At 71.3% G+C, this 24300-nt stretch carries 21 protein-coding genes; 12 read left to right on the top strand and 9 right to left on the bottom strand.

Annotated elements, in window-relative coordinates; translation table 11 throughout:
* Positions 1–21 precede the first annotated feature (21 nt).
* Genes PKE79_RS01675 through PKE79_RS01665 form a run of 3 tightly spaced genes read left to right on the top strand, consistent with a single transcriptional unit; the run spans position 22 to position 3667 of the window.
* On the top strand, positions 22–636 hold the full coding sequence (locus PKE79_RS01675) for a ComEA family DNA-binding protein (protein ID WP_271171923.1): 615 nt from the start codon (positions 22–24) through the stop codon (positions 634–636).
* Positions 633–3008, top strand: coding sequence for a ComEC/Rec2 family competence protein (locus tag PKE79_RS01670; RefSeq protein ID WP_271171922.1), 2376 nt, complete (start codon positions 633–635; stop codon positions 3006–3008). Before PKE79_RS01675 ends, PKE79_RS01670 begins: the two co-directional genes overlap by 4 nt.
* Complete coding sequence (locus tag PKE79_RS01665) at positions 3005–3667, top strand: NUDIX hydrolase (RefSeq protein ID WP_271171921.1); 663 nt, start codon at positions 3005–3007, stop codon at positions 3665–3667. Before PKE79_RS01670 ends, PKE79_RS01665 begins: the two co-directional genes overlap by 4 nt.
* An 18-nt stretch (positions 3668–3685) precedes the next feature.
* Here PKE79_RS01665 and PKE79_RS01660 read toward each other — a convergent pair whose 3' ends face one another.
* Together PKE79_RS01660 and PKE79_RS01655 are read right to left on the bottom strand one after the other, a co-directional pair.
* Entirely contained in the window at positions 3686–4393 is a 708-nt protein-coding gene (locus tag PKE79_RS01660) for a hypothetical protein (RefSeq protein WP_271171920.1), read from the bottom strand.
* Between the two features lie 53 nt (positions 4394–4446).
* On the bottom strand, positions 4447–4863 hold the full coding sequence (locus PKE79_RS01655) for a YccF domain-containing protein (RefSeq protein WP_271171919.1): 417 nt from the start codon (positions 4861–4863) through the stop codon (positions 4447–4449).
* Between the two features lie 61 nt (positions 4864–4924).
* Between PKE79_RS01655 and PKE79_RS01650 the strand changes: the two genes are divergently transcribed.
* Entirely contained in the window at positions 4925–5797 is an 873-nt protein-coding gene (locus PKE79_RS01650) for a transposase (RefSeq protein ID WP_271171918.1), read from the top strand.
* A 46-nt stretch (positions 5798–5843) separates the two neighbouring features.
* The gene (gene holA / locus PKE79_RS01645; protein ID WP_271171917.1) at positions 5844–6884 is read left to right on the top strand and encodes a DNA polymerase III subunit delta; all 1041 of its coding nucleotides are present in this window, start codon (positions 5844–5846) and stop codon (positions 6882–6884) included.
* Between the two features lie 69 nt (positions 6885–6953).
* Here holA and rpsT read toward each other — a convergent pair whose 3' ends face one another.
* The 7 genes from rpsT to PKE79_RS01610 form a co-directional block, all read right to left on the bottom strand.
* Positions 6954–7214, bottom strand: a complete 261-nt coding sequence (rpsT, locus tag PKE79_RS01640) for a 30S ribosomal protein S20 (RefSeq protein ID WP_271171916.1) — start codon at positions 7212–7214, stop codon at positions 6954–6956.
* A gap of 145 nt (positions 7215–7359) precedes the next feature.
* Entirely contained in the window at positions 7360–8094 is a 735-nt protein-coding gene (locus PKE79_RS01635) for an alpha/beta fold hydrolase (RefSeq protein WP_271171915.1), read from the bottom strand.
* Positions 8095–8172: 78 nt separating this feature from the next.
* Positions 8173–9900 carry an ABC transporter family substrate-binding protein gene (locus tag PKE79_RS01630; protein WP_271171914.1) on the bottom strand — a complete coding sequence of 576 codons (1728 nt, stop codon included), beginning with the start codon at positions 9898–9900 and terminating at the stop codon, positions 8173–8175.
* Positions 9901–10075: 175 nt separating this feature from the next.
* Positions 10076–12001, bottom strand: a complete 1926-nt coding sequence (locus PKE79_RS01625) for an ABC transporter ATP-binding protein (RefSeq protein ID WP_271171913.1) — start codon at positions 11999–12001, stop codon at positions 10076–10078.
* The gene (locus PKE79_RS01620) at positions 11998–12942 is read right to left on the bottom strand and encodes an ABC transporter permease (protein ID WP_271171912.1); all 945 of its coding nucleotides are present in this window, start codon (positions 12940–12942) and stop codon (positions 11998–12000) included. The genes PKE79_RS01625 and PKE79_RS01620 overlap by 4 nt, the downstream gene beginning before the upstream one ends.
* Before the next feature lies 1 nt (position 12943).
* Positions 12944–13927 carry an ABC transporter permease gene (locus tag PKE79_RS01615; protein ID WP_271171911.1) on the bottom strand — a complete coding sequence of 328 codons (984 nt, stop codon included), beginning with the start codon at positions 13925–13927 and terminating at the stop codon, positions 12944–12946.
* A gap of 241 nt (positions 13928–14168) precedes the next feature.
* Positions 14169–16967 (bottom strand): ExeM/NucH family extracellular endonuclease, encoded by a 2799-nt coding sequence (locus PKE79_RS01610; RefSeq protein ID WP_271171910.1) that lies wholly within the window; start codon positions 16965–16967, stop codon positions 14169–14171.
* A 171-nt stretch (positions 16968–17138) separates the two neighbouring features.
* On the opposite strand from PKE79_RS01610, the gene lepA reads away from it, so the two are divergent.
* From lepA to PKE79_RS01575, 7 genes are all read left to right on the top strand, one after another.
* Positions 17139–18989: a translation elongation factor 4 gene (gene lepA, locus PKE79_RS01605; RefSeq protein WP_271171909.1), complete on the top strand. Its 1851-nt coding sequence runs from the start codon at positions 17139–17141 to the stop codon at positions 18987–18989.
* 27 nt (positions 18990–19016) lie between these two features.
* Entirely contained in the window at positions 19017–19667 is a 651-nt protein-coding gene (locus PKE79_RS01600) for a DUF1990 domain-containing protein (RefSeq protein ID WP_271171908.1), read from the top strand.
* Positions 19667–20884, top strand: coding sequence for a radical SAM family heme chaperone HemW (hemW, locus tag PKE79_RS01595; RefSeq protein ID WP_271171907.1), 1218 nt, complete (start codon positions 19667–19669; stop codon positions 20882–20884). Before PKE79_RS01600 ends, hemW begins: the two co-directional genes overlap by 1 nt.
* Positions 20885–20986: 102 nt before the next feature.
* The gene (gene hrcA / locus PKE79_RS01590) at positions 20987–22027 is read left to right on the top strand and encodes a heat-inducible transcriptional repressor HrcA (protein ID WP_271171906.1); all 1041 of its coding nucleotides are present in this window, start codon (positions 20987–20989) and stop codon (positions 22025–22027) included.
* Between the two features lie 54 nt (positions 22028–22081).
* Complete coding sequence (gene dnaJ / locus PKE79_RS01585; RefSeq protein WP_271171905.1) at positions 22082–23188, top strand: molecular chaperone DnaJ; 1107 nt, start codon at positions 22082–22084, stop codon at positions 23186–23188.
* 5 nt (positions 23189–23193) lie between these two features.
* Positions 23194–23925, top strand: coding sequence for a 16S rRNA (uracil(1498)-N(3))-methyltransferase (locus PKE79_RS01580; RefSeq protein ID WP_271171904.1), 732 nt, complete (start codon positions 23194–23196; stop codon positions 23923–23925).
* Positions 23926–23948: 23 nt separating this feature from the next.
* Complete coding sequence (locus PKE79_RS01575) at positions 23949–24299, top strand: HIT domain-containing protein (protein ID WP_271171903.1); 351 nt, start codon at positions 23949–23951, stop codon at positions 24297–24299.
* The last annotated feature ends 1 nt before the right edge of the window (position 24300 follow it).

Below are 24300 nucleotides of genomic sequence, written 5' to 3'. Positions count from 1 at the left end.
CGGCCGCCGTAGCGTGGCGGAGTGACGGCAGAGACGGGCTTCCGCTCGCCGCGCGCCCGTCTCGGCGCCGGCGCGGTCGTCCTGCTGGTGCTGGGCGCTCTCGGGGTGACGGTCGCGCTCGGCGTGTGGCGCGGCGCGGCCTCGCCCGTCGAGGAGGTCGTCGTCACCCCCGCTCCGAGCGCGAGCGCGGTCGCGGTCGAGCCCGGGCAGCTGTACGTGCATGTGCACGGCGCGGTCGCCGAACCCGGCCTGTACGTGCTCGAGGCGGGGGCGCGCGTCGTCGATGCGATCTCCGCCGCGGGCGGCTTCGCCGACGATGCGGACTCGGGGGCAGTGAACCTCGCGCGTCCGCTCGCCGACGGCGAGCAGCTCGCGGTGCCCGTCGTGGGCGAGGCCCCTCCCGCGCCGCCGGCCGGAGGCACGGCCGCCCCAGGCGGCACAGGCGCGCTCGTGTCGCTCAACAGCGCGGACCAGGCCGCGCTCGAGACGCTGCCGCGCATCGGCCCGGCGCTCGCCGAGCGCATCATCTTGTGGCGCGACGAGAACGGCCCGTTCACGGCGATCGACGACCTGCTCGCGGTGCCGGGGATCGGCGACAAGATGCTCGAGACGCTGCGACCGCTGGTGACGCTGTGACCGGCGTGCGCGACGTGCGGCTCCTCGTGATCGCCGGGGCCGTGTGGGGTGCGGCGTTCGCGAGCGTGCTGTGGCCCGACGCCGCGACCGCGATCGCGGTCGCGCTCTGGTGCGTGTCGGCCACGGCATGCGGATGGCTGTGCGCGGCTCGCGGACGAAGGGCGCGTCGCGCGGCGGTGCCCCTGCTCGCGATCGCTCTCGGCCTGGGAGCCGCCGTCTCGACGCACGTCGGGCTCGCGGCCCCCGCCCGCGGCGAGCTGACCGCTCTCGTCGCGCGCGCGGGCCGCGTCGTGGAGATCGACGGTGTCGTGTCGAGCAAGGTCCGGCCCCTGCGGGACGCACTGTGGTTCGAGGTCGAGATCACCGCCCTCCGCGTGGGCAGGGAGCAGCGCGCGGCGGCCGCCACCGTGACGGTCTCGGTCGAGCGCGACGCGCTCGCGGGTGCTGCGCTCGACCTGGGGTCGACCGTCGCGCTGCGGGGAGGCGCTCGGGCCGCCGACCCGGGCGACCGAGCCGTGCTCGTCCTGTTCGCCGACCGAGGCTCCGTCGTGCGCGGCCCGCCGCACGTGCTCGGGGTGATGAGCGACCTGCGCGACGGCTTCGTCCACGACGTCGCGGCGGGGCTTCCCGAGCCGGGCGCCGGGCTGCTCCCCGGCCTCGCGGTCGGCGACACCCGCGCGGTGTCGGCCGACCTCGACGCCGCGATGAAGGCCTCGTCGCTTACGCATCTGACCGCGGTCAGCGGGGCGAACTGCGCGATCGTGACCGGGCTCGCCTTCGCACTCGCGGCGCTGATCCGACTGCCCCGGTGGGCTCGCGTCGGGGCGGCGCTCGCCGCGCTGGGCGGGTTCGTGCTCCTCGTGACGCCCGAGCCGAGCGTGGTGCGGGCGGCGACGATGGCCGTGATCGCGATGCTCGGGCTGCTCCTGGGCCGCGCGGGCGCGGGCGCCGCGGCACTGGGAGGCGCCGCGATCGTCCTGCTGCTTCTCGACCCGTGGCTCGCCACGTCGTTCGGGTTCGTGCTCTCGGCGCTCGCGACGGGTGCGCTGCTGCTGCTCGCGGGGCCGCTCGCACGCGGGCTCGAGCGCTGGCTGCCTCGCGCGCTCGCCCTGGGGATCGCGGTGCCGCTCGCCGCGCAGATCGCATGCGCACCCGTCATCGTCCTGCTCGCGCCCGCGGTGCCCGTGTACGGCGTCGTGGCGAACATGATCGCGGCGCCAGCGGCCCCGCTTGCGACGGTGGTCGGGATGCTCGCGTGCGTCCTGCAGGGTGTGCCGGTGGTCGCCGACGGGCTCGCCGCGATCGCCTGGGTGCCTTCCGCCTGGATCGCGCAGACCGCGGTGCTGTTCTCGGGCCTGCCGACGGCCTCCGTGCCATGGTGGGGCGGCGCTGCCGGCTTCGCCTCGCTCGCGCTGGTCGGCGTGTGGGTGGTCATCGTGCTCGTGCGTCCCGAGACTGTTCCCGCGCGACTGCGGCGCGCTGCCGGCGCATCGCTCGCGGTCGTCGTGGGCGTCGTGTCCGGCTCGACGGCGCTCACGGGCGTCGCCGGGCCGCTCACAGCGCCGACGAGCTGGAGTGTCGCCCTGTGCGACATCGGCCAGGGCGACGCCGTGCTGCTGCGCTCGGAGGGGGCCATTGCGCTCGTCGACACCGGGCCCGAACCCGAGCGCCTCGCCTCATGCCTGAACCGTCTGGGCGTCGGGCGGATCGACCTGCTCGTCGTCACGCACTTCGATCTCGATCACGTCGGCGGGATCGCGGCCGTGAGCGGGCGCGTGGACACGGCTCTTCACGGCCCGCTCGGAGCGGATGGGGCGCAGTGGCTCGCGCACGTGGATGAAGCGCGCCTCGTCGACGCATCGAACGGGATGAGCGGCGTGCTCGGCGGCGCCGCATGGCGGGTGCTCTGGCCTCGGCCCGAGAGCCGCGCGTTCCCCGAGGGGAACGATGCGAGCGTGGTGCTCGAGATCGCGGGAGGCGGCATCCCGCGATCGCTTCTGCTCGGCGATCTCGGCGCATCGTCGCAGTCGGCGCTGCGGGCGACCGGCGGCGTGTCGGGGAGGTACGACGTCGTGAAGGTCGCGCACCACGGCAGCGCGGATCAGGACGCCGAGCTCTATCGGATCGCGCGTCCCGCGCTCGCGCTCATCGGCGTGGGCGCGGACAACGACTACGGCCATCCGGCCGAGAGCATCCTCGCGGAGCTGCGGGCCATCGGCGCCACCGTGGCTCGCACCGACGAGGACGGTCTGGTTCTCGTCGGCCAGGGCGAGGACGGCGTGCCCTGGGTATGGCGGGAACGGCCGCGCGAGTCGGAGCCCGCAGAAGCCCTGGACGATGATGCCAGTGCACGTTCTCGCGAGAGAAGATGAAGAACCGCGCAGAGGAAGTCGAGGCGGCGATGACGGAGCACGAGCCGGAGCGGGTCGGGGAATGGACGCTCGTCGCGACCCGTCGCGCGTACGACGGATTCACGAAGGTCGACCGGCGCACATACGGACTCCCGGATGGCCGCGTATCCGACTGGGATGTCGTCGTGAGCCCCGACTCGGTCGCGGTCCTGGCGCTCACGGCGGAGCTGCGGGTCGTGGTCTTCGAGCAGTTCCGGGTCGGTGCAGGCGTCGTCCTCGACGAGGTTCCGGGGGGCTACGTCGATGAGGGCGAGTCGCCCCTGGACGCTGCACGGCGTGAGCTCCTCGAGGAGACGGGCTATGTGGCCGAGAGGCTCGTGTACCTGGGCTCCGAGTGGCTTGCAGCGAACGCGAACCGCAGGAAGCACCTGGTGCTCGCGCTGTCGGCTCGACGGGACGGCGCAACAAGCCGCGAGCCCGAAAAGCTCGGTCGTGTCCGCGAAGTGCCTGTCGGGGAGTTCCTGCGGAAGGTCGTGGAAGGCGACTCCACCGACGCAGGCACGCTCTCACGTGGCCTGCTGTCTGTTCTCATCGCGACGGATGGCGGTGCCGCCGTCATCGACGCCCTGGATCGCGGCGTGCGCGAGCCCGCAGCGGCCGAGGGCATGACGTCGAACTGAGCTGCGGCCTCAGATGCCTCACTGCGCGAGGAATCGCACGGGCAGGTCGGCGATGGCCAGGCCCGAGGCGCGGAGGGCCCTTTCGATCTCTCCCGGGTCGTCAGTGGGAGCTACGATCTGCACTCGCTCGACGCCGTCGACCTGCGTGCCGCTGTCATCCGCCCAGAAGCTCGTGACCGAATGGTCCTCGACGAGCTCTCTCAGGAGCGCGACGTACTCGTCGCTCTCCCCGTCGGCGATCGTCACGGCCAGGAAGGGGGAGTTGACCTCGACGCTCCCGGCGCGGTCACGTCCGGCGGACTCTGCGATCTCGTCGACGTGTCCGAGCAGGGGGAGCAGGTCGGCGAGCCCCGACGCCGTGCGCGTCGTCGACGTGCTCGACCACGACACCGGGTCAGGGTAGTCGCTCGAGCACGCGGCATCGAGAAGCCCGCGCAGACCGCTCTGCTCGACCTCGACCCGCATCCACGACGTCGGCTGGGAGAAGGTCGGCGCCTCGACCCAGCGCTCCTTCTCGACGGCGACGACGCCCGGCAGCGATCCGATGCGGTCTTCGAGCGCGTCGAAGGCCGCGCTCGGGCGGGCGAAGTGCTCCTCGTTGACGATCCACGAGTACAGGGTGACGCCCGCGGCGACAACGGCGATGGCCGACAGGAGGAGGGCCGACACGCGGATGGCCCTGGCGGCCGATGACCGCTGGGTCGTGGGCTGGGTGCGCGGTTCCACGTCGGCTCGCAGGGCGCAGGGCGCAGGGCGCACGGCCAGGTCCGGGCGCTCGCTCAGATCCGCATCGAGCCGAGCGTCGCGAAGGCCTGGTCGCTCGGCACGATGCGCTTGCCGAGAGGCGTGAGCGTCACGGGGATGATCTTGATCTCCGCGATCGCGAGCGGGATGCCGATGATCGTCACGGCGAGCGCTGCGGCGCTCAGGATGTGCCCGATGACGAGCCAGATGCCCGCGACGAGGATCCAGATCACGTTGCCGATCGTCGACGCGACACCGGCCGTGGGGCGATCGATGACCGTGCGCCCGAACGGCCACAGCACGTAGTTCGCGATGCGGAACGAGGCGATGCCCCACGGGATGGTCACGATGAGGATGCAGCAGAGGATGCCCGCGAGGAAGTAGCCGATCGCGAGCGGCAGGCCCGCGAGCACGAGCCAGATGACGTTGAGGATCACGCGAAGCAGGGCCATGGCCCCATCATCGCAGAGCAGCACCCGGACGCGGCTATCCGGCGTCCGGCACAATGGCTCCATGCCCGCGGACTCCGACGCGACCCTCAACGCGATCGCGACCGAGCTCTCGGTCGTCCCGCCGCGGGATTTCGTCTCCGCGCGCGCGGCCCGGGCGAAGCAGATCGACGACCGGGCGCTCGCGTCCGAGGTGAAGGCGCTGCGCAAGCCCGTTCTCGCTGCGTGGGCGGTCAACGTGCTCGCTCAGGAGCGGCGTGCGGAGCTCGACCGGCTTCTCGAGGTGGCTTCGGCGCTCCGCGACGCGCAATCGGCTTTGGACGCCCGCCGGCTGGCCGAGCTCGGACACGAGCGCCGGAGCGTTCTCGAGAAGCTGACGGAGCTCGTCTCGCAGCTGGCGGAGGCCCGCGGGGAGCGGCTCTCACCGAGCACGGTCGAGGCCGTGCGCGAGACGCTCAACGCGGCGGTGTTCGACGCGGATGCTGCGGCCGCCGTCGCGTCGGGACGGCTGACGCGCCCGCTCGAGGCGTCGGGTGGGTTCTCCGTCGACCTCGAGGGAGCGATCGCGGGTGGGGCAGCGGATGCGCCCGTCTCGCCGCCGCGGAAGGACCCGCCGCGCTCCGCGAAGGAGAGCGCCGCCGTCGCGCGGTCGCGGGCGAAGGCCGAGCGGGCCGTCCGTGCAGCCGAGAAGGACGCCGCGGCGTCAGCTCGGTCTCTCGCCGAGGCCACCGAGCGACGCGAGCGCGCACACGAGAACGCAGACGCGCTCGAGGAGCGCGTGGAGAAGCTGCGCCGCGATCTCGCATCGGCGGAGCGGGATCTGGCCGCGGCGCTCGAGCGGATCGACGACCTCGACGCCCAGGTGGCGGGCGCCGCGAAGCGCGACGCAGAGGCTCAGACCGCGGTCGACGCGGCCCGTGCCGACCTCCCGGAGTAGCGGTCGCTCCCGGGTCGGTGTCGGCACGCGCCGGTAGGCTGGATGAATGGCCGCTGCACCCCGCAAGACTCCCGCGAAGGCGACGAAGACGGCCATCCCGCAGCTGCCGTGGCGGCGCCCGGAGCCCGCGCCGATCGTGCTCGTGTCCGGCCCCGAGGAGGTCTGCGCCGAGCGCGCGATCGCGGGTGTGCGCGACTACCTCAAGGCCGAGGATCCGTCACTCGAGATCACCGACATCGTCGCGTCGGACTACACGTCCGGCATGCTGCTCGCGGTCACCTCGCCCTCGCTCTTCGGCGAGCCGCGCCTCGTGCGGGTGTCCGGCGTCGAGAAGTGCAGCGACGCGTTCCTCACCGAGGCGCTCGCGTACATCGAGGCGCCGCAGGAGGGCGCGACGCTCATCCTGCGCCACAACGGCGCGACCGTCCGCGGCAAGAAGCTGCTCGACGCCATCCGCTCGGGCGTCGGGGGCGGGGTCGAGGTTCCGTGCCCGGCCGTCAAGCGCGACGCCGACCGGTTCGACTTCGCGGCGGGGGAGTTCAAGGCCGCCGAACGGCGCATCGCCCCGAAGGCCCTTCAGGCGCTCACGCAGGCGTTCACGGGCGAGCTCGCCGAGCTCGCGGCCGCGTGCCAGCAGCTCATCTCGGACGTCGAGGGCGACATCACCGAGGACGTCGTGTCGCGCTACTACGGCGGACGCGTCGAGACGAACGCCTTCACGGTCGCCGACACCGCGATCGCCGGACGCTACGGTGAGGCGCTCGTCGCGCTGCGGCACGCCCTCGACTCCGGGGCGGATCCCGTGCCGCTCGTCGCCGCGTTCGCCATGAAGGTGCGCACGATGGCGCGCGTCGCGGGCTCGCGCGAGCCGTCGCGGCAGCTCGCGAACCGGCTCGGGATGAAGGACTGGCAGGTCGACCGCGCGCGCCGCGATCTCCAGTCGGGCTGGAACGACCGCGCGCTCGCGCTGGCCATCCAGGCGATCGCGCGGGCCGATGCCGAGGTCAAGGGCGCGTCGCGCGACCCCGTCTTCGCCCTCGAGCGGATGGTCACGGTCGTGGCGACGCGCGCTCCGTTCGGGCGCTGAGGCAGGACGCCGCGTACAGCAGAAGGCCCGTCCCGCTGATGCGGGACGGGCCTTCGACATGCACGCGGCTCAGAGCGACGAGACCTGCTTCGCGATGCCCGACTTGCGGTTCGCGGCCTGGTTCTTGTGGATGACGCCCTTGCTCACGGCCTTGTCGAGCTTCTTCGACGCCTTGGCGAGGGCGGCCTCGGCGGCGGCCTTGTCGCCGGCGGCGATGGCCTCGCGCGTCTTGCGGACGAGCGACTTCAGCTCGCTCTTGACGGCCTTGTTGCGCTCGCGCGCCTTCTCGTTGGTCTTGATGCGCTTGATCTGCGACTTGATGTTTGCCACGTCGAATGACTTTCGTTCGGAGTGATTCGGATGGTCGCATGACGGCCATCCGAGTGTGCTTCTTCAGTTGCCGCGTGACGAGAGAGGGGCGTCGTACGGCTGTGTGGGTGGCCCCACACGCAAGCCAAGGGTCAATGCTACCAGGTCATGCCTGGGCGGCCGTGCTCTCGACGACCGCGATCGCGAGATCCAGCACGGCCGAGAATGCCGCGGGGCGCATCGTCGTCACGAGGTGCGTCGACCGAGGGACGACGATGAGCTCCGCGTGGGGCACGAGCCGCGTGAAGAGGCGCTCGTGCAGGCGGAGCTGATCCCATTCGCCGTTGACGAACCACACGGGCATCGTCAGACGCGTGAGCGCGGTGCGGATGTCCAGGGTCGCGAGGCTCGCGAGGGCCGCGTCCTCGGAGCGGAGGGCATAGCCGCCCGCGCCGAGGTCGGTTCGCGTGTCCTCGGGGAGCGTCGCGCGGAGGATCCGCTGCACGAGCCACATGCCGTTGCCGGGCATCCGCTGCATGCCGCGCAGGAGCATCCGATACAGCGCGAGCCCGGCGCCGCGGGGGAGCGCGGTCGCGCCTACGGCGACGAAGGCGGCGACGGGAGCGGCGTCGTCTCGCGCGAGATACGCCGTCGAGAGGATGCCGCCCATGGAGTGCCCGACGAGCAGGACCGGGCCCGCCTCGCCGGCCGAGCGGAGGGCGCGATCCAGCGTCGCGAAGGCCTCCTCGAGCGACCATTCCTCGTCCATGCGCGAGCCGTGGCCGGGCAGGTCCAGCGCGTGCACGTCGACGCCGCGCCCCTGCAGATGGAGGACCTGCGTGCGCCACATGGTCGCGGATGTCCGGATGCCGTGAACGAGGACGACCTGGACACCGCTCATGCGCGCCATCGTATCCGGACAGGCGAAGGGGCCGACGGCTTCGAAAGCCGCCGGCCCCTTCGGGTCAGAGACGGAGGATCACTCCTTCTCCCAGCCCACGTTCTCCACCGGCTGGAGGCCGAAGAGGTCGAGGCCCGTGTAGGTCTCGGGGGTCAGGTTCGCCAGACCCTCCTTGGCCGTCACGATCCACGGACCGGCGTAGAGCGGGAAGATGCCCCACGTCTCCGCCATGATCTCCGACTCGAGCTTCATGCCCGCCTCGGTCTGCTCCTCAGCCGTCGGCAGCGCCGAGACCTCGTTCGCGATGCGCTCGTCGATCTCGGGCGTGCCCGTGGACGAGAGGTTGAGGCCGCTGTCCGAGCAGTACAGCTGGCACATGTAGGCCACGCCGTACGGGTCGCTCGACGAGAAGCCGAGCATGACGAGGTCCCAGTTCTTCGTCGTGAGGTCGTTCGAGAAGTCGGACGACGGGCGCACCTCGGGGGTGATGTCGGCACCCACCTCGGCGAGCTGCGTCTGGATGATGCGGCCGCGCGCCTCGACGATCGGGTCGTCGCCGAAGAGCGGGAGCACGCCCTCGAGCCGGACGCCGTCCTTCTCGCGGATGCCGTCCTCGCCGCGCACCCAGCCGGCCTCGTCGAGGATCGCGTTGGCCTCCTCGACGTTGAACTCCCAGCCCGCCTCACGGAGTGCGTCGACATAGCCCTCCTGGAACGGGAAGAGGTTGAACGACCCCGAGTCCGGCTCGGTGTAGTCGAGGCCGTTCCAGACGACCTCCTTGATCTGGTCGCGGTCGATCGCCATGAGGAGCGCCTTGCGCACCTCGAGGTCGGCGAACTGCGGGCGCTCCGCGTTGATCTCGAGCAGGTTCGTGGACGTCCGCTGCGCGCGGTAGGTGACGACACCCTCCATGTCGGCGACCTGGGCGAGGCGGTCCTCCGTGCCCGTCACCGCCATGTCGATCTCGCCATTGCGGAACGCGTTGATCTCGGCCGTGTCGTCGAGCACGCGGAAGGTCACCTTGTCGAGGAGGGGCTCGTCGCCCCACCAGTTCTCGTTCGGGACGAACGTGATCGTGCCGCCGTTCGCGTCGTACTCGTCGACCGTGTACGGACCCGCGCCCCACTCGGGGTGCACCTGGTTGACGTACGCCTCGTTGAAGAGCTCGGGCGTGTTGATCGCCGGGTTCACGAGGTGCCAGAAGAGGCCGTTGGTCCACGGGTAGACCTGCTTGAACGTGACGACCGCCTGGCGCTCGTCCTCACCCTGCTCGACGGACTCGATGAGGGAGTAGCCGTCGGTGGTGTTCGGGATGTAGCCCTCGTCGAGCGAGCGGTTGGCGATCCAGGTCTGGTTGTAGGCCTCCCACGTGATCGGGGTGCCGTCGTTCCAGACCGCGTCCGGGTTGATCGTGTAGGTGACGACCGTCTTGCCGTCGACCTCCTCGGTCGTCCAGTCGGTGAGGTAGTTGGGGTTGGCGTACGCCTCGCCCTCGGGCGTCATGAGGATCGTCTGGGGGTTGTACCACTCCCAGATGGTCGCCGTGTCGACCGAGCCGTCCGAGTGGTTCGCGTTCAGCTGCTCGGGGATCTCCGTGATGGGGAAGACCGCCTCGCCGCCCTGCTGGAGGTTCTCGCGGGGCTGCGGGTTGTAGTCGGCACCGGTGATCTCGGTGGCGCCCTCGTTGCCTCCGCCGGACCCGCCGCCGTTGCCGCCGTCGTTGCCGCCACCGGCACAGCCCGCGAGGACGAGGGCGAGCGCGCCGGCTGCGGCCGCCGCCCCGATCCACTTCTGCTGCTTCTTCATGGTGCTCCTTTCGCGCCTTGTAGGCGTCGGGATATGGGAGAGATGAGATCGAGGCTAACCGCGGGCCGCGCGCGCTTGTGAGAACGTGAGCGAGCCGTGACCTGCGGGTCTCGTCCCGAGAGCGGGGCGCGGCGCGCCGTCGTCTTCGCACGACGCGCCGTGACCCCACGATGGATCAGCCGGTGGACATCTGCCCGCGGCTGAGGAGGTCGTGGTCGAGCTCGACGCGCGTCCGGCCGCGCTCCACCTTCGGATCGGGGATCGGGATGGCCGACAGCAGCGCCTGCGTGTACGGGTGCTGCGGGGTGTCGAACACGTCGTCGACGTCGCCGAACTCGACGAAGTCGCCGCGGTACATGACCGCCACGCGGTCGGCGAGGTGCCGGACCACCGAGAGATCGTGCGCGACGAACAGATAGCTGATGCCGAGTCGCATCTTCAGCTCGTCGAGCAGGTTCAGCACACCGGCCTGGATCGACACGTCGAGGGCCGAGACCGGCTCATCCAGCACCACGAGCTTCGGTTCGGTCGCGAGCGCGCGGGCGATGCCGATGCGCTGGCGCTGACCGCCCGAGAACGCCTGCGGGAAGCGATCGCTGTGCGCGGGGTTCAGTCCGACGAGCCCCATGAGCTCGTCGACGCGCTCGTGTGTGCGCTCCTTCGAGGTGCCGATCGTCTGCAGCGGCTCCGCGATGATGTCGAACACCGTCATGCGCGGGTCGAGGGCGCCCATCGGGTCCTGGAAGACGATCTGGATGTCGCGGCGGGCCGCGCGCTCACGATGGCGTCCCTTGAGCTCGCGCACGCTCGTTCCGTTGATCCGGATGTCGCCGCCCTCGGGCGCCGCGAACTCCATGATCTCGAGGAGCGTCGTGGTCTTGCCCGAGCCCGACTCGCCGACGATCGCGAGGGTCTCGCCCTCCTTGATGTCGAACGAGATGTCCTTGACGGCCTGCACCTCGCCGACCTTGCGCTTGAGGATGCCCTTGAGGATCGGGAACGTCTTCGACAGGTGCGACACCTCGAGGACCGTCTTGCGCTCCTCGCGGGGCGTGCGCACCAGGTCGCTCTCGGGGATCACCGGCACGGGGTACACGGGGCGACCGCCGATCAGCCCCGCATGGATCTCGTCGGCACGGATGCACGCGGCGCGGTGGTCCGCGTCTCCGCTGACCTGGAGAAGCTCGGGCTCGCCGACGCGGCACGCATCGAGCACGATCGGGCAGCGGTCGGCGAAGGGGCACGCATCCGGCAGGTCGATGAGCAGCGGCGGATTGCCCTTGATCGCGACGAGCGGCTGCTTCTCCTTCTTGTCGACGCGCGGGATCGCGCCGAGGAGGCCGATCGTGTACGGCATGCGCGTGTCGTCGAAGAGATCGACGGCCGACGCCTGCTCGATCGGCTTGCCCGCGTACATCACGAGCACGTCATCGGCGATGTTCGCGACGACGCCCATGTCGTGGGTGATCATGATCACCGCGGCACCGGTCTCGCGCTGCGCCGTGCGGATCAGATCGAGGATCTGCGCCTGGATCGTCACATCGAGAGCCGTCGTGGGCTCGTCGGCGATGATGAGCTTCGGGTTGTTCGCCATGGCGATCGCGATGACGACGCGCTGGCGCATGCCGCCCGAGAACTCGTGGGGGAAGGCCTTCATGCGGCGCTCGGGATCGGTGATCCCGACGAGCGTGAGGAGCTCGATGCCGCGCTCCCACGCGCGCTTGCGGCCCATCCCCGCGTTGTGCACGACGAGCGCCTCGACGAGCTGGTCGCCGATCGTGTAGACGGGCGTGAGCGACGTGAGCGGGTCCTGGAAGATCATCGCCAGGCCGTTGCCGCGGATGGCGGACATCTGCTTGTCGGTTTTGCCGATGAGCTCGTCGCCCTGGAAGACGATCGATCCGGTGACGTGAGCGGTCTCGGCGAGGAGGCCCATGATCGCGAGCGAGGTCACGGACTTGCCCGAGCCGGACTCGCCGACGATGCCGAGGGTCTGGCCGGGGAGGAGGTCGAAGGAGACGCCGCGCACGGCGTCGACCCTGCCCGCCTCGGAGGCGAAGCTGACCCGGAGGTCGCGGACGGAGAGAACGGGTTCGGTCATGCGCGGCCTCCAGCCGCCGAAGTCGGGTCGAGGGCGTCGCGCAGTCCGTCGGCGACGAGCGCCATGGAGACGGTCAGCAGCGTGAGGGCGCCGGCGGGGAAGTAGAACATCCAGGGTGCGCTCGTGATGATCCCCGAGCCGGTTCCGATGAGGGAGCCGAGCGAGACATCGGGGAGCTTCACGCCGAAGCCGAGGAACGACAGGCCGGTCTCGAGCATCACGGCGCTCACGACGCCGAGGGTGAAGTTGATGACGAGGAGCGAGCCGATGTTGGGGATCATGTGGCGCAGCACGATGCGGAATCCGCTGACGCCCATGTAGCGGGCCGCCTGGATGTACTCGCGCTCGCGCAGCGACAGGGAGAGCGTCCAGATCGTGCGGGCCGCGATGAACCAGTTCGTCAGGATGAGGATGATCGTGATCATCCTCCAGTCGCCACCCGAGTCGTTCGAGATCATCGCGATGATGAGGAACGTCGGCACGGCCATGAGGAAGTGGATGACGGCGAGCGCCCCGCGCTCGTACCAGCCGCCGAAGTAGGCCGCGGTGGCGCCGACGAGCGCCGAGATGACCGTCGTGCCGATCGACACGAGCACGGCGATCATCAGCGAGCGCTGGAGGCCGACGACGACCATCGCGTAGAGATCGTTGCCCGAGTTGTTCGTGCCGAACCAGTGCTCGGCGCTCGGCGGATCGGACAGCGCCAGGAAGTCGAGCTCGATGTGGTCGTACTGCTGGAACACCGGCCCGACGACCGCGAACAGCGCGAGGAGCACGAAGATCACGAGGCCGCCCACGGCGGGCTTGTTGCGCATGAAGCGCCGCGTGTAGAGCGCGGACTTCCGCATCGGCTTGCTGCGGCCTGCGGTCAGCACCGTCTCGCTCGGCGGCGGGTTGTCGCCGTGCTCGAGCGGGTCGCGCATATCGGTCTGCATCGTCATGTCAGCTCACCCGCACTCGAGGGTCGAGGGCGACGACCGCGACATCCGCGAGCATCGCGCCGATGAAGGTCATGAAGGCGCCGAACGCGGCCGTCGCCACGGTCCCGTGGATGTCGTTCGTCGCGATCGTCTGGGAGAAGTACTGCCCCATGCCGCTCCAGCCGAAGATCGTCTCGGTGAGGATCGCGCCCGTGAAGGCGGCGGGGATGTTGAACGCGACCTGCGTCGTCACGGGGATGAGCGACGTCCGCAGCGCGTGCCGGCGGATGGCCTGCGACTTCGTCAGGCCCTTCGCGCGCGCCGTGCGGACGTAGTCGGCGCTGATGTTGTCGAGCAGCAGGGAGCGCTGCAGGAAGTGGTAGCCCGCGTAGCCGGTCAGCACGAGGCCGAGGGTCGGCAGCGTGAGGTGCTGGACGACGTCGACGAGCATCGGGAAGAAGCCCTCGACGCCGAGGCTCGCCGAGCCGGTGACATAGAACACGCGCGTGCCGACGGCCTGGTTGATCGAGATCGCGAGGAGCACGATGCCGAGCGCCGCGACGACCACGGGGATGTTCATCGTGATGATCGACGTCGCCTGGCCGATCCGGTCCGCGAGTTTGTACTGCCGGGATGCCGTGTAGACGCCGATCGCGATGCCGACGACCGCGGTGAGGATCGTCGCACCGAGCACGAGCTCCGCGGAGATCCACATCCGATACGCGACCTGCTCGTTCACCGAGCCGCCCGTCGGGCTCACGCCCCAGTCCCAGCGCGTGATGATCGCGGAGAGCCAGGTCCACCACCTCTCGACGAGCGGGACGGTGTCGCTGAGGTTGCGCGGCTCGAGCAGGGCGACGATCTGCTGCTCGGACAGCGGCGGGCGGCGGCCGACGTAGTTGCTGCGCGGGTCGAGGTAGAGCCACGCGAGGAAGTACGTCAGGTTCGTCGCCACGGCGATGATGAGCAGCCACCCCAGGATGCGGCGGAGCAGGTATCGGATCAAGGTCGTGGATTTCCTTCTTCGGACTGCGATCGCGCGCTTCTGGCGCGGTCATCGCACACGTTGAGCGTCGACTCTACCCCCGGTTGACTCAAGTCGACCATCCCGGGCGCACCGTGCCGAAAAGCGTTATCGATCTGTGCTGGTCTTGGCGGAAGTTGCGTCGGGATTTCTGGACGATGGGCAGAATGCCAAGCAGGGGCGGACCACGGTCCGCCCCTCCTGGCCATCCTGCGCAGTCGCGTCAGCGCAGGACGAGCGTGCGCTCCCCGCTCTCCGAGGGAAGCATGCTCGCGGAATCCGGCGCGAAGACGGCGACGACGCGGTGGTTGCCGCGGGCCAGGTCGGCGGGCACCTCGAGCACGGCAGAGCCGCCGTCGAGCACAGCCGCACCCACGGAAGCGCCGTCGATGAGGAACTCGACCTCGCCGGTCGCCGCAGCGCCGTCGACCGTCCGGACGGTGGCGGTGAGCAGGTTCGGCGCGCCCTTCTTCGCCTGGCCGGGAGGCGTCGTGCGCAGCGTCGTGACGGTCTCCGCCGCGGGGGCGTCGGCCACGGCATCGAGCCCGACGATGATCGGGTCGTGGTCGCTCGAGCGGTAGGCGTCGGGCGCGTAGAAGAGCGTGCCGTGGCTGTTGTAGCGGCTGTACTCGAGCGCGACGGCCTCGCCGCTGTTGATCGACCAGATGTCCGCACCGGTCGCGAGCTCGGCGGCCGCCGGGTTGAGGAGCACATGGTCCAGGGAGCCCGAGAGCGCCTGGTACACGTAGCTGCTCTCGGTCGACCCGAACGCGCTCTCGGCGTCGACGTAGCCCGCCTCGTAGAGCACCTGCATCGGGTCCTCCTGCGTGTAGGAGTTGAAGTCGCCCACGAGCAGCGCGGCCTCGGCGCCCGTTCCCGTCGGGTCGCCGGCCATCCAGTCCGCGAGGGCCTGCGCCTGATAGACGCGCGACTGCGTGGATGCGCCCTGTCCGTCGCCCTGGTCCGCGTCCCCCGGCCACGGCCCTGCAGACCCCTTCGACTTGAAGTGGTTCACGACGACCGTGAAGGGCTCGCCGCCCGCGGCCGGAGCGAAGGTCTGCGCGATGGGCTCGCGCGCGTTCTGGAACGCGTCGACCTCGTCGTCGCTCGTGTCGAGCGCGGCGGAGGCGCCGACCGGGGAGACGAGGGCAGGCTGGTAGATGATCGCCGACGTGATCACGTCCTGCTCGCTCGCGTCGGGCAGGTTCGCGGGCGAGGGCACGAACGCCCACTTCTCGGTGCCCGCGGCGTCGTTCAGCGCAGCGACGAGCGTGGCGAGCGCCTCATCGGCGGGCTCGCCCAGACGCGCGGAGTTCTCGATCTCCATGAGCCCGACGACGCTCGCGTCGAGCCCTTCGATCGCGGCGACGATGCGGGCCTCCTGGCGGCCGAAGTCCTCCGCGTCCCACGCGCCGCGCTGATCGCAGCCCTCGTCGACCGTGACGCCGTCGCCCGCGCGGTCGCGGTACGGCACGCAGGCCGGGTCCTCGATCCCGAGCGTCGTGAAGTAGTTCAAAACGTTGAACGAGGCCACCGACACGTCGCCGCCCACCGCCTCGGGGGCCGCGGTCCGGGTGTTCTCGAACACGACGCCGTCGACACCCGATCCGTCGGCGACGATCGGCTCCGTGGGGTTCAGCTTCCACGCGTCGTTGCGGAAGTCGACGATGTGGGGCTCCGCGAACGTGACGGACGCACCGACCCGGATGGGCTCGACGAGCGAGATGTACGCGGGCGTGAGGTCGCGGTTGCGCGAGAAGCTCGCGGTCGATCCATCGTCGAGGGCGACGCGCCGCGCGGCGTTGTCGGCCGCGACGGCCTCTGCCTCGGGCGAGCCGGGGCGCGCGACGTCGGTCGGCTGGCGCAGGGGATCCGGGCCCGCGGCGAGCACGACCTCCCCGAACGTGTTCGTCGCGTAGGTGTCGGAGACGGTGAACTCGCCGGCGGGCGCGACGAGCATCGACTCCAGGCGCTCGCGCTCCGCGTCGGTCGCGGGCCAGCCCACGACGGCGGGCTCGACCGGCGCGGCGTCGGCGACGATCTCGGCGCCTCCCGCGCCGACGACGAGCTCGGTCAGGCCGTAGTGCTCCTTGACCTCGCCGGTGACCCGCACGGTGTCGCCGATCGCGACCGCGCCCACGGTGGCGGCCGAGTAGATGAAGATCGCGTCCGACGCGACATGCGCGGCCGGGTCGAGCTCGCCGCCGGTGCCGGGGGTCTGGAGGACGTATCCGTCGAACCCGCCCGTCGGGTAGTGGGCCGTGACGACGCCCGTCGTCGTCACCGTCTGGCCGACGAGGGGCGAGGCGTCGCCGGTGCCCTGGATCTCCGCGATCTCGACGGGCTCCCCGGGCGTCGGAGTGGGCGTGGGAGTGGGCGTCGTGTCGCCGCCGAGCGGCTCGGGCGTGGGCGCACCCGTGACGAAGTCCGCGCCGTTGTCGGCCGTGTTCGCGCCTCCCGTGCGGGCGATCGCCGTCGCGTTCGTCGTGGCGGGCGCTGCGGAGGCGGCGAAGTCGGTCGCGCCGCCCCAGCCCACGTAGTCCACGACGGGCGCCGCCGTCGCGAGGCCGGTCGCGCCCGACAGCGGCGTCACCTGCGAGACGAGCGCCACCTTGCCCTGGGATCCGCTCATCGCGATGCCGCCGTCGACATCCGCCTCCACGTCCGGGAGGGCGGTGTTCGAGCCGTAGGCCTGCCCGACCACGAGCGTCTCGTCGGGCGGCAGCACGACATCGCCGAGCGGCGTGACCTGCCACGTCGCGCCCGTCGCCGAGGCGTACTGGACGCTCCAGCCGGCGAGGCTCTGCGGGGCGTCGGTCGTGTTCACGATCTCGACGAAGTCCCGGCTGAATGCGGCGCCGCTGTTGCCGCCGCCGCCGTACACCTCGTTGATGAGGACGCCGTCGCCGGGAGAGACGGCGGCATGAGCCGCGACGGGAGCGAGCAGCGCGGCCGCGACCGATGCGGTCGCTGCCGCGGCGCACAGGCGCCGGGTGCCGCGCGGGGGAGAGGACTGCTGCACGATGGTCTCCTTCGGATGTGCAGGAGGGCGCGGCGGTCGCCGCACGGGAGGATGTCAGGCAATCGTCGTCGCATGAACGGCCGGTTACCGGGATCTCGCGCGGAAGCGGCGGCGCGTCGCGCGGCGACCCGGGCACGCGCGACGGCGCGCGGCCCGTAGAATCAGACGGATATGTCCCCTCGTGCCACGACTCCGCTCCCGCCTGCCGCGACACCGCCTGAGCGCATCCGCAACTTCTGCATCATCGCTCACATCGATCACGGCAAGTCGACGCTCGCCGACCGCATGCTGCAGCTCACCGGCGTCGTGTCCGACCGCGACATGCGCGCGCAGTACCTCGACCGGATGGACATCGAGCGCGAGCGCGGCATCACCGTCAAGAGCCAGGCGGTGCGTCTTCCGTGGCAGCTCGAGGGCGACACCTATGCGCTGAACATGATCGACACGCCGGGGCACGTCGACTTCACCTACGAGGTCTCGCGCTCGCTCGCGGCGTGCGAGGGCGCCGTGCTGCTCGTCGACGCCGCCCAGGGGATCGAGGCGCAGACGCTCGCGAACCTCTACCTCGCGCTCGAGAACGACCTCACGATCATCCCCGTGCTCAACAAGATCGATCTCCCCGCGGCCGACCCCGACCGCTTCGCCAAGGAGCTCGCAGACCTCATCGGCGGCGACCCGGCCGATGTCCTGCGCGTGTCGGGCAAGACCGGTCAGGGCGTGGAGGAGCTGCTGGACCGCCTCGTCGCCGAGATCCCGGCACCCCGGGGCGACGCCGATGCACCCGCCCGCGCGATGATCTTCGACTCGGTCTACGACGCCTACCGCGGCGTCGTCACCTACGTGCGGATGGTCGACGGGCGCCTCTCTCCGCGCGAGCGCATCCAGATGATGTCGACGCGCGCGACGCACGAGCTCCTCGAGATCGGCGTCTCCAGCCCCGAGCCGACGCCCTCGAAGGGCCTCTCCGTCGGCGAGGTCGGGTACCTCATCACCGGCGTGAAGGACGTCCGCCAGTCGAAGGTCGGCGACACGGTGACCAACCAGCGCACGCCCGCGACCGAGCCGCTCCCCGGCTACACCGACCCGAAGCCGATGGTGTTCTCGGGGCTCTACCCGATCGACGCGAGCGACTACCCCGACCTCCGCGAGGCGCTCGACAAGCTCAAGCTCTCGGATGCCTCGCTCGCGTACGAGCCCGAGACATCCGTCGCCCTGGGCTTCGGCTTCCGGTGCGGCTTCCTGGGGCTCCTGCACCTCGAGATCGTCACCGAGCGGCTCTCGCGCGAGTTCGGGCTCGACCTCATCACGACGGCGCCCAGCGTCGTCTACGAGGTCACGACCGAGACCGGCGAGAAGATCGTCGTCACGAACCCCAGCGAGTACCCCGACGGCAAGATCGGGGCGGTGTCCGAGCCGATCGTCAAGGCCTCGATCCTCGCGCCCAAGGAGTACGTCGGCACCGTGATGGAGCTGTGCCAGCAGCGCCGCGGCACGATGCTCGGCATGGACTACCTCTCCGAGGAGCGCGTCGAGCTGAAGTACACGATGCCGCTCGGCGAGATCGTGTTCGACTTCTTCGACCAGCTCAAGAGCCGCACGCAGGGCTACGCGAGCTTCGACTACGAGCCCGAGGGCCAGCAGGAGGCCGACCTCGTGAAGGTCGACATCCTGCTCCAGGGCGAGCGCGTGGACGCGTTCAGCGCGATCGTCCACCGCGAGAAGGCCTACTCCTACGGCACGACGATGACCGAGCGCCTGCGCAAGCTCATCCCGCGCCAGCAGTTCGAGGTGCCCATCCAGGCCGCCATCGGCGCGCGCGTGATCGCGCGCGAGAACATCCGCGCGATGCGCAAGGACGTCCTCGCGAAGTGCTACGGCGGCGACATCTCGCGCAAGCGGAAGCTGCTCGAGAAGCAGAAGGAGGGCAAGAAGCGCATGAAGATGGTCGGCCGGGTCGAGGTGCCCCAGGAGGCCTTCATCGCCGCGCTCTCCGGAGACGTCGAGTCGAAGGCCGGGAAGTAGCCAGGGGCTGCGGTTAGGGTGGAAACCATGCGCCGGGAGACCTTCCGAGACGAGACGGTCGACTATGCCGCTGTCGGGGCGACGCAGGCTCCTGACCTGCTCCAGTACCCGCCGGAGCACAGCATTCCCGCGGCGTCCGCCTGGCGGATCGGCAGCGGCGAGGAGCGCTTCCGCACCGCGGTCGACGCCCTTCTGTCGTGGGGCGCGCTGAAGGGCGCGGGGCTCACGCTGAGCGACGTCCGGCCCGCTCCCGGCCCCACCTACACGGGCGTCAGCTTCGACGAGGCGGGCAACGCCGTCGCGCCGAGCCGATCGGATGCGGACCAGCGGTTCGACGCGGACGGAACGCCGTACGTCGGGGCGGGCACGACCGTCACCGTGCACGGCAAGGTGGGCGGCTCGCGGGCTGACGCCGAGCTGCGGGTCATCTTCGTGATCGAGGAGGCGCGTCGCGTGGGCTTCGCGCTCGGCACCGTCGGCAACTCGGTCGTGAGCGGCGAGGAGTCGTTCATGATCGAGTGGCGCGAGAACGACGAGGTGTGGTTCGAGGTGCGCGCGTTCGACCGCCCCATGACCTTCTGGAACCGCCTGTTCAAGACGCTCGTGCGCCGTCGTCGCAAGGCGCTCTTCGCGGGGTACCTCCGCGCGATCTCGCCGCTGTTCCACACCGGCTCCTGATGGCCGGCGCCCTCCCCGTCGGCAATCCCGCTCCCGCCGACGGCCGCCTTCCGCGCGATCTCCCGATCGATCCGGCGACGGATCTCGGCGTCTACCTGCACGTGCCGTTCTGCCGGGTGCGCTGCGGGTACTGCGACTTCAACACCTACACCTCCGATGAGCTGCGCGGGGCCCGACAGGACGAGTACGCCGACGTCCTCCTGCGCGAGGTCGCGCTCGCGCGCGACGTGCTCGCCGAGGCGGGCGCGCTGCGTCCCGCGCAGACGGTGTTCTTCGGCGGAGGCACGCCGACGCTGCTGCCCGCCGGCGACCTCGCGCGCATGCTCGAGGGGGTCCGCGGCGCGTTCGGCATCGCGGACGGCGCGGAGACCACCGTCGAGGCGAACCCCGACACGGTGACTCCCGCGGTCGCGGAGGAGCTCGCGCGGGCGGGGGTCACCCGCATGTCGGTGGGCATGCAGTCGGCCGTGCCGCACGTGCTCGCGGCGCTCGATCGCACGCACACGCCGTCGAACGTGCGGACGGCGGTCGAGGCAGGGCGCTCGGTCGGGCTCGACGTGAGCGTCGACCTCATCTACGGCGCCCCCGGCGAGTCGATCGACGACTGGCGCGCGTCGCTCGAGGCCGCGCTCGCGCTCGAACCCGACCACATCTCGGCCTACGCGCTCATCATCGAGGACGGGACGAAGCTCGCGCGGCAGATCCGCCGCGGCGAGGTGCCCGCGCCCGACGACGACCTCCAGGCCGACATGTACGAGCTCGCCGACAGCATGCTCGCCGACGCGGGCTTCGCGTGGTACGAGGTGTCGAACTGGGCGCGCGGCGACGGCCGTCGCTCGCGCCACAACCTCGCGTACTGGCGCGGCGCCGACTGGTGGGGCTTCGGTCCGGGTGCGCACAGCCACGTCGCGGGTCTGCGCTGGTGGAACGTCAAGCATCCCGCCGCGTACGCGCAGCGGCTCGCCGCGGGGGAGTCGCCGGCCGCCGGTCGGGAGCGCCCCGACGCAGCCGCGCAGCAGCTCGAGCGCGTGCTGCTGCACAGCCGCATCCGCGAGGGGCTCGCGATCGATGCGCTGCCGGATGACGCGCGGCGCGCGGTGGCCGGCCTCATCGCCGACGGCCTCATCGAGCCGGGCGCGGCGCTCCGCGGGCGGATCGTGCTCACCCTCCGCGGCCGCCTTCTCGCGGACGCCGTGGTGCGGGCACTCACGGACTGAGGTAGGCCGAGCCGCGCAGGCGGCCGGCGCTCATGCCGTTCCCGGCCCCGGGTCGGTAGACTGGCACTCCGAGACATCGAGTGCCAGGAGAGGAGCGCGCACATGGTCAGCGACCGCGGACTGCAGGTGCTCCGGGCCATCGTGCAGGACTACGTCGACACGCACGAGCCGGTCGGCAGCCGCTCCATCGTCGAGCGGCACTCCTTCGGCGTCTCGGCGGCGACCATCCGCAACGACATGGCGCTCCTCGAGGACGAGGAGCTGATCGCCCAGCCGCATACGTCGTCGGGCCGCGTCCCGACGGACAAGGGCTACCGCGTCTTCGTCGACCACCTCGCCGAGCTGCGCCCGCTGTCGTCGGCCCAGCGGTCGGCGATCGCGTCGTTCCTGGGCGATCCGGCCGACCTCGACGACCTCCTCGCGCGCACCGTCCGTCTGCTCACGCAGCTCACCGGACAGGTCGCGCTCGTGCAGTACCCGTCCTTCGCCCGGGCGAGCGTGACGCACGTGCAGCTCGTGCCGCTCGACGGCCGCCGCGTGCTCGTCATCATCGTCACCGACACCGGCCGCGTGTCGCAGCGCATCACGGGCCTCGCCGACGAGCTCGACGCGGAGTCGATCGAGCGGGTCGCCGCGCGCCTCGTGCCTCTCCTCGCCGGCCGCTCCGTGGCCGACGCCGCCGAGCAGCTGCAGCGGGGCGCCGAGCTCGCTGCCGCTCCCGTCAGCGCCGTCGATCGCGCGCTGCACAGGATCGCGCAGGCGGCAGCCGAGGAGCTCGACGAGTTCCGCCAGAACCGCCTCGTGCTGGCGGGCTCGGCGACCCTCGCGAAGCGCGAGCAGGACTTCCGCGGCAGCATCCATCCGCTCCTCGAGGCGATCGAGGAGCAGGTGACGCTGCTGCGGCTCATGAGCGAGATGGTCGCCGACGAGCAGGGTCTCTCGGCGAGCATCGGCCGCGAGAACGCGGCCTTCGGGCTCTCCGAGGCGTCGATCGTCGCGAGCGAGTACGACTCGGCCGTCGGCGCGGCGCGCATCGGCATCATGGGGCCCACGCGCATGGACTATCCCCGCAACCTCGCCGCGGCGCGGGCGGTCGCCCGCTACCTGACGAGGCTGCTGGACGAGGACGAGGGCCGACGCTGACGCGTCGCCCGACGGATCGGAGCACGGGCGCACGACGCCCGCAGGAAGGCTGATGTGGCTGATCACTACGAGACCCTCGGCGTGTCGAAGGACGCGTCGCAGGAGGACATCAAGAAGGCGTACCGCAAGCTCGCGCGTCGCCTGCACCCGGATGTGAACCCCGCGCCCGAGGCCGCGGAGGAGTTCAAGTCGGTCACGCACGCGTACGACGTGCTCAGCGACCCCGAGCAGCGCCGCCGCTACGACATGGGCGGCGACGAGTCGCCGTTCGGCGGCGCGGGCTTCGGCGGATTCGGCGACATCTTCGAGACGTTCTTCGGCGCCTCGGGCGGCGGTCGCGGCGGTCGGCCGCGCTCGCGCCGAGAGCGCGGACAGGACGCGCTCGTCCGCGTGACGCTCGAGCTCGGCGATGTCGTGTTCGGCACGCACCGCGACATCGAGGTCGACACCGCTGTGGTCTGCGAGACCTGCCAGGGGTCCTGCTGCCAGCCGGGGACGAGCCCCGCGACGTGCGACATCTGCGGCGGCACGGGCCACGTGCAGCGCCAGGTGCGCAGCCTTCTCGGCAACATGGTGACGTCGCAGCCCTGCGGCGCGTGCCAGGGCTACGGCACCGTCATCCCGCACCCGTGCGCGACCTGCGGCGGCCAGGGCCGCGTGCGCTCGCGCCGCACCGTGTCGCTCGACATCCCCGCGGGCGTCGAGACGGGCCTGCGTCTGCAGCTGCCGGGCTCGGGCGAGGTGGGCCCCGCCGGCGGCCCGAACGGCGACCTGTACGTCGAGGTCACGGTCGCCCCGCACCGGGTGTTCAGCCGCGACGGCGACGACCTGCTCGCGACCCTCGAGGTGTCGATGACCGACGCCATCCTCGGCACGACGACGACCATCGCCGGGCTCGACGGCGAGGTCGAGGTCGAGGTGCGCCCTGGCATCCAGTCGGGCGAGGTGCTGACGATCAAGGAGCGCGGGATCACCGGGCTGCGCACCTCGCGTCGCGGCGACCTGCGCGTGGGCGTCCAGGTCGTCACGCCGACGAAGGTCGATCACCGCACGCGTCAGCTCCTCGAGGAGCTCGCGCGGCGCACGAAGGCGCCCGCGCCGCGCCTGGCCGAGTTCCACCAGGGGCTGTTCTCGAAGCTCCGCGACCGGTTCCGCGGCTAGGGCCCATGGCGCTGCACTTCCACGACGAGCGCGCGGGGGCGGTCTCGCCCGGCGGCGAGCTCGATCTCACGGGTGCGGAGGCGCACCACGCCGCATCCGTGCGCCGCGTGCGCGTCGGCGAGGAGGTCACGGTCACGGATGGCCGCGGCGCGTGGCTCGCGGGCACGTGCGAGAGCGTCTCGCCGCAGCGCGTCGTCGTGCGGATCGCCTCGCGCCAGGATCTGCCGCCCCAGTCCCCGCGGCTCGTGCTCGTGCAGGCGCTCGCGAAGGGCGACCGCGACGAACTCGCGGTGCAGGCGGCGACCGAGCTCGGCATCGACGAGGTCGTGCCGTGGCAGGCGGCGCGCAGCGTCTCGCGCTGGCAGGGGCCGAAGGCGGAGAAGGGCCGCGCCCGCTGGGCCTCGATCGTCCGCGAGGCCGCGAAGCAGGCGCACCGGGCGTGGATCGCGGAGGTCTCGCCGATCGCGACGACCGCGCAGGTCGCAGAGCGCGCGGCGTCGGCGCGCGTGCTCGTGCTCGACCCCAGCGCGCCGGCCGCCCTGACCTCGATCGACGTCGACGACGCCCGCGATCTCGTCCTCGTCGTCGGCCCCGAGGGCGGCATCGCGCCCGACGAGCTGGAGCGCCTCGCGGCCGCCGGCGCCGAGCGCGTGCGCCTCGGCGACACCATCCTGAGGACCTCGACCGCGGGCCCGGCGGCCCTCGCCGTCCTCAACGCGAAGCTCGGGCGCTGGTGACCGCGGTGGATAGACTCGACGGCATGAGCGAGCCGTCGATCTTCACGCGCATCCTGCAGGGCGAGATCCCGGGAACCATCGTCGCCGAGACCGAGCGCGTGTTCGTGCTGCAGGACATCAGTCCGCAGGCGCCCGTCCACCTCCTCGTCATCCCGAAGACGCAGGAGTACCGCGACGTCGTCGAACTCGCGGCGGGCGACCCCTCGCTCCTCGCCGAGATGGTCCAGACCGCGAAGGCGGTCGCCGAGGACCACGCCGGCGGGCAGTTCCGTCTGATCTTCAACACCGGCGCAGACGCGGGCCAGACCGTGTTCCACGTGCACGCGCACGTGCTCGCCGGAGAACTCCAGGAGAAGAGCCTCGTTGGCCACTGAC

The organism is Microbacterium barkeri (assembly GCF_027921765.1).
GTDB lineage: Bacteria > Actinomycetota > Actinomycetes > Actinomycetales > Microbacteriaceae > Microbacterium > Microbacterium barkeri.
Note: the sequence above shows the minus strand (reverse complement) of the source record. Positions and strands in the feature narration are given on the sequence as shown.

Excerpts from the sequence above, each read along its gene's own strand:
- PKE79_RS01625 (WP_271171913.1), bottom strand. The coding sequence starts at position 12,001 with ATGACCGAACCCGTTCTCTCCGTCCGCGACCTCCGGGTCAGCTTCGCC.
- PKE79_RS01650 (WP_271171918.1), top strand. The coding sequence starts at position 4,925 with ATGCCCGCGGACTCCGACGCGACCCTCAACGCGATCGCGACCGAGCTC.
- hemW (WP_271171907.1), top strand. The coding sequence starts at position 19,667 with ATGGCCGGCGCCCTCCCCGTCGGCAATCCCGCTCCCGCCGACGGCCGC.
- PKE79_RS01620 (WP_271171912.1), bottom strand. The coding sequence starts at position 12,942 with ATGACGATGCAGACCGATATGCGCGACCCGCTCGAGCACGGCGACAAC.
- PKE79_RS01600 (WP_271171908.1), top strand. The coding sequence starts at position 19,017 with ATGCGCCGGGAGACCTTCCGAGACGAGACGGTCGACTATGCCGCTGTC.
- PKE79_RS01580 (WP_271171904.1), top strand. The coding sequence starts at position 23,194 with ATGGCGCTGCACTTCCACGACGAGCGCGCGGGGGCGGTCTCGCCCGGC.
- holA (WP_271171917.1), top strand. The coding sequence starts at position 5,844 with ATGGCCGCTGCACCCCGCAAGACTCCCGCGAAGGCGACGAAGACGGCC.
- PKE79_RS01575 (WP_271171903.1), top strand. The coding sequence starts at position 23,949 with ATGAGCGAGCCGTCGATCTTCACGCGCATCCTGCAGGGCGAGATCCCG.
- PKE79_RS01630 (WP_271171914.1), bottom strand. The coding sequence starts at position 9,900 with ATGAAGAAGCAGCAGAAGTGGATCGGGGCGGCGGCCGCAGCCGGCGCG.
- PKE79_RS01655 (WP_271171919.1), bottom strand. The coding sequence starts at position 4,863 with ATGGCCCTGCTTCGCGTGATCCTCAACGTCATCTGGCTCGTGCTCGCG.
- PKE79_RS01665 (WP_271171921.1), top strand. The coding sequence starts at position 3,005 with ATGAAGAACCGCGCAGAGGAAGTCGAGGCGGCGATGACGGAGCACGAG.
- hrcA (WP_271171906.1), top strand. The coding sequence starts at position 20,987 with ATGGTCAGCGACCGCGGACTGCAGGTGCTCCGGGCCATCGTGCAGGAC.
- PKE79_RS01635 (WP_271171915.1), bottom strand. The coding sequence starts at position 8,094 with ATGAGCGGTGTCCAGGTCGTCCTCGTTCACGGCATCCGGACATCCGCG.
- lepA (WP_271171909.1), top strand. The coding sequence starts at position 17,139 with ATGTCCCCTCGTGCCACGACTCCGCTCCCGCCTGCCGCGACACCGCCT.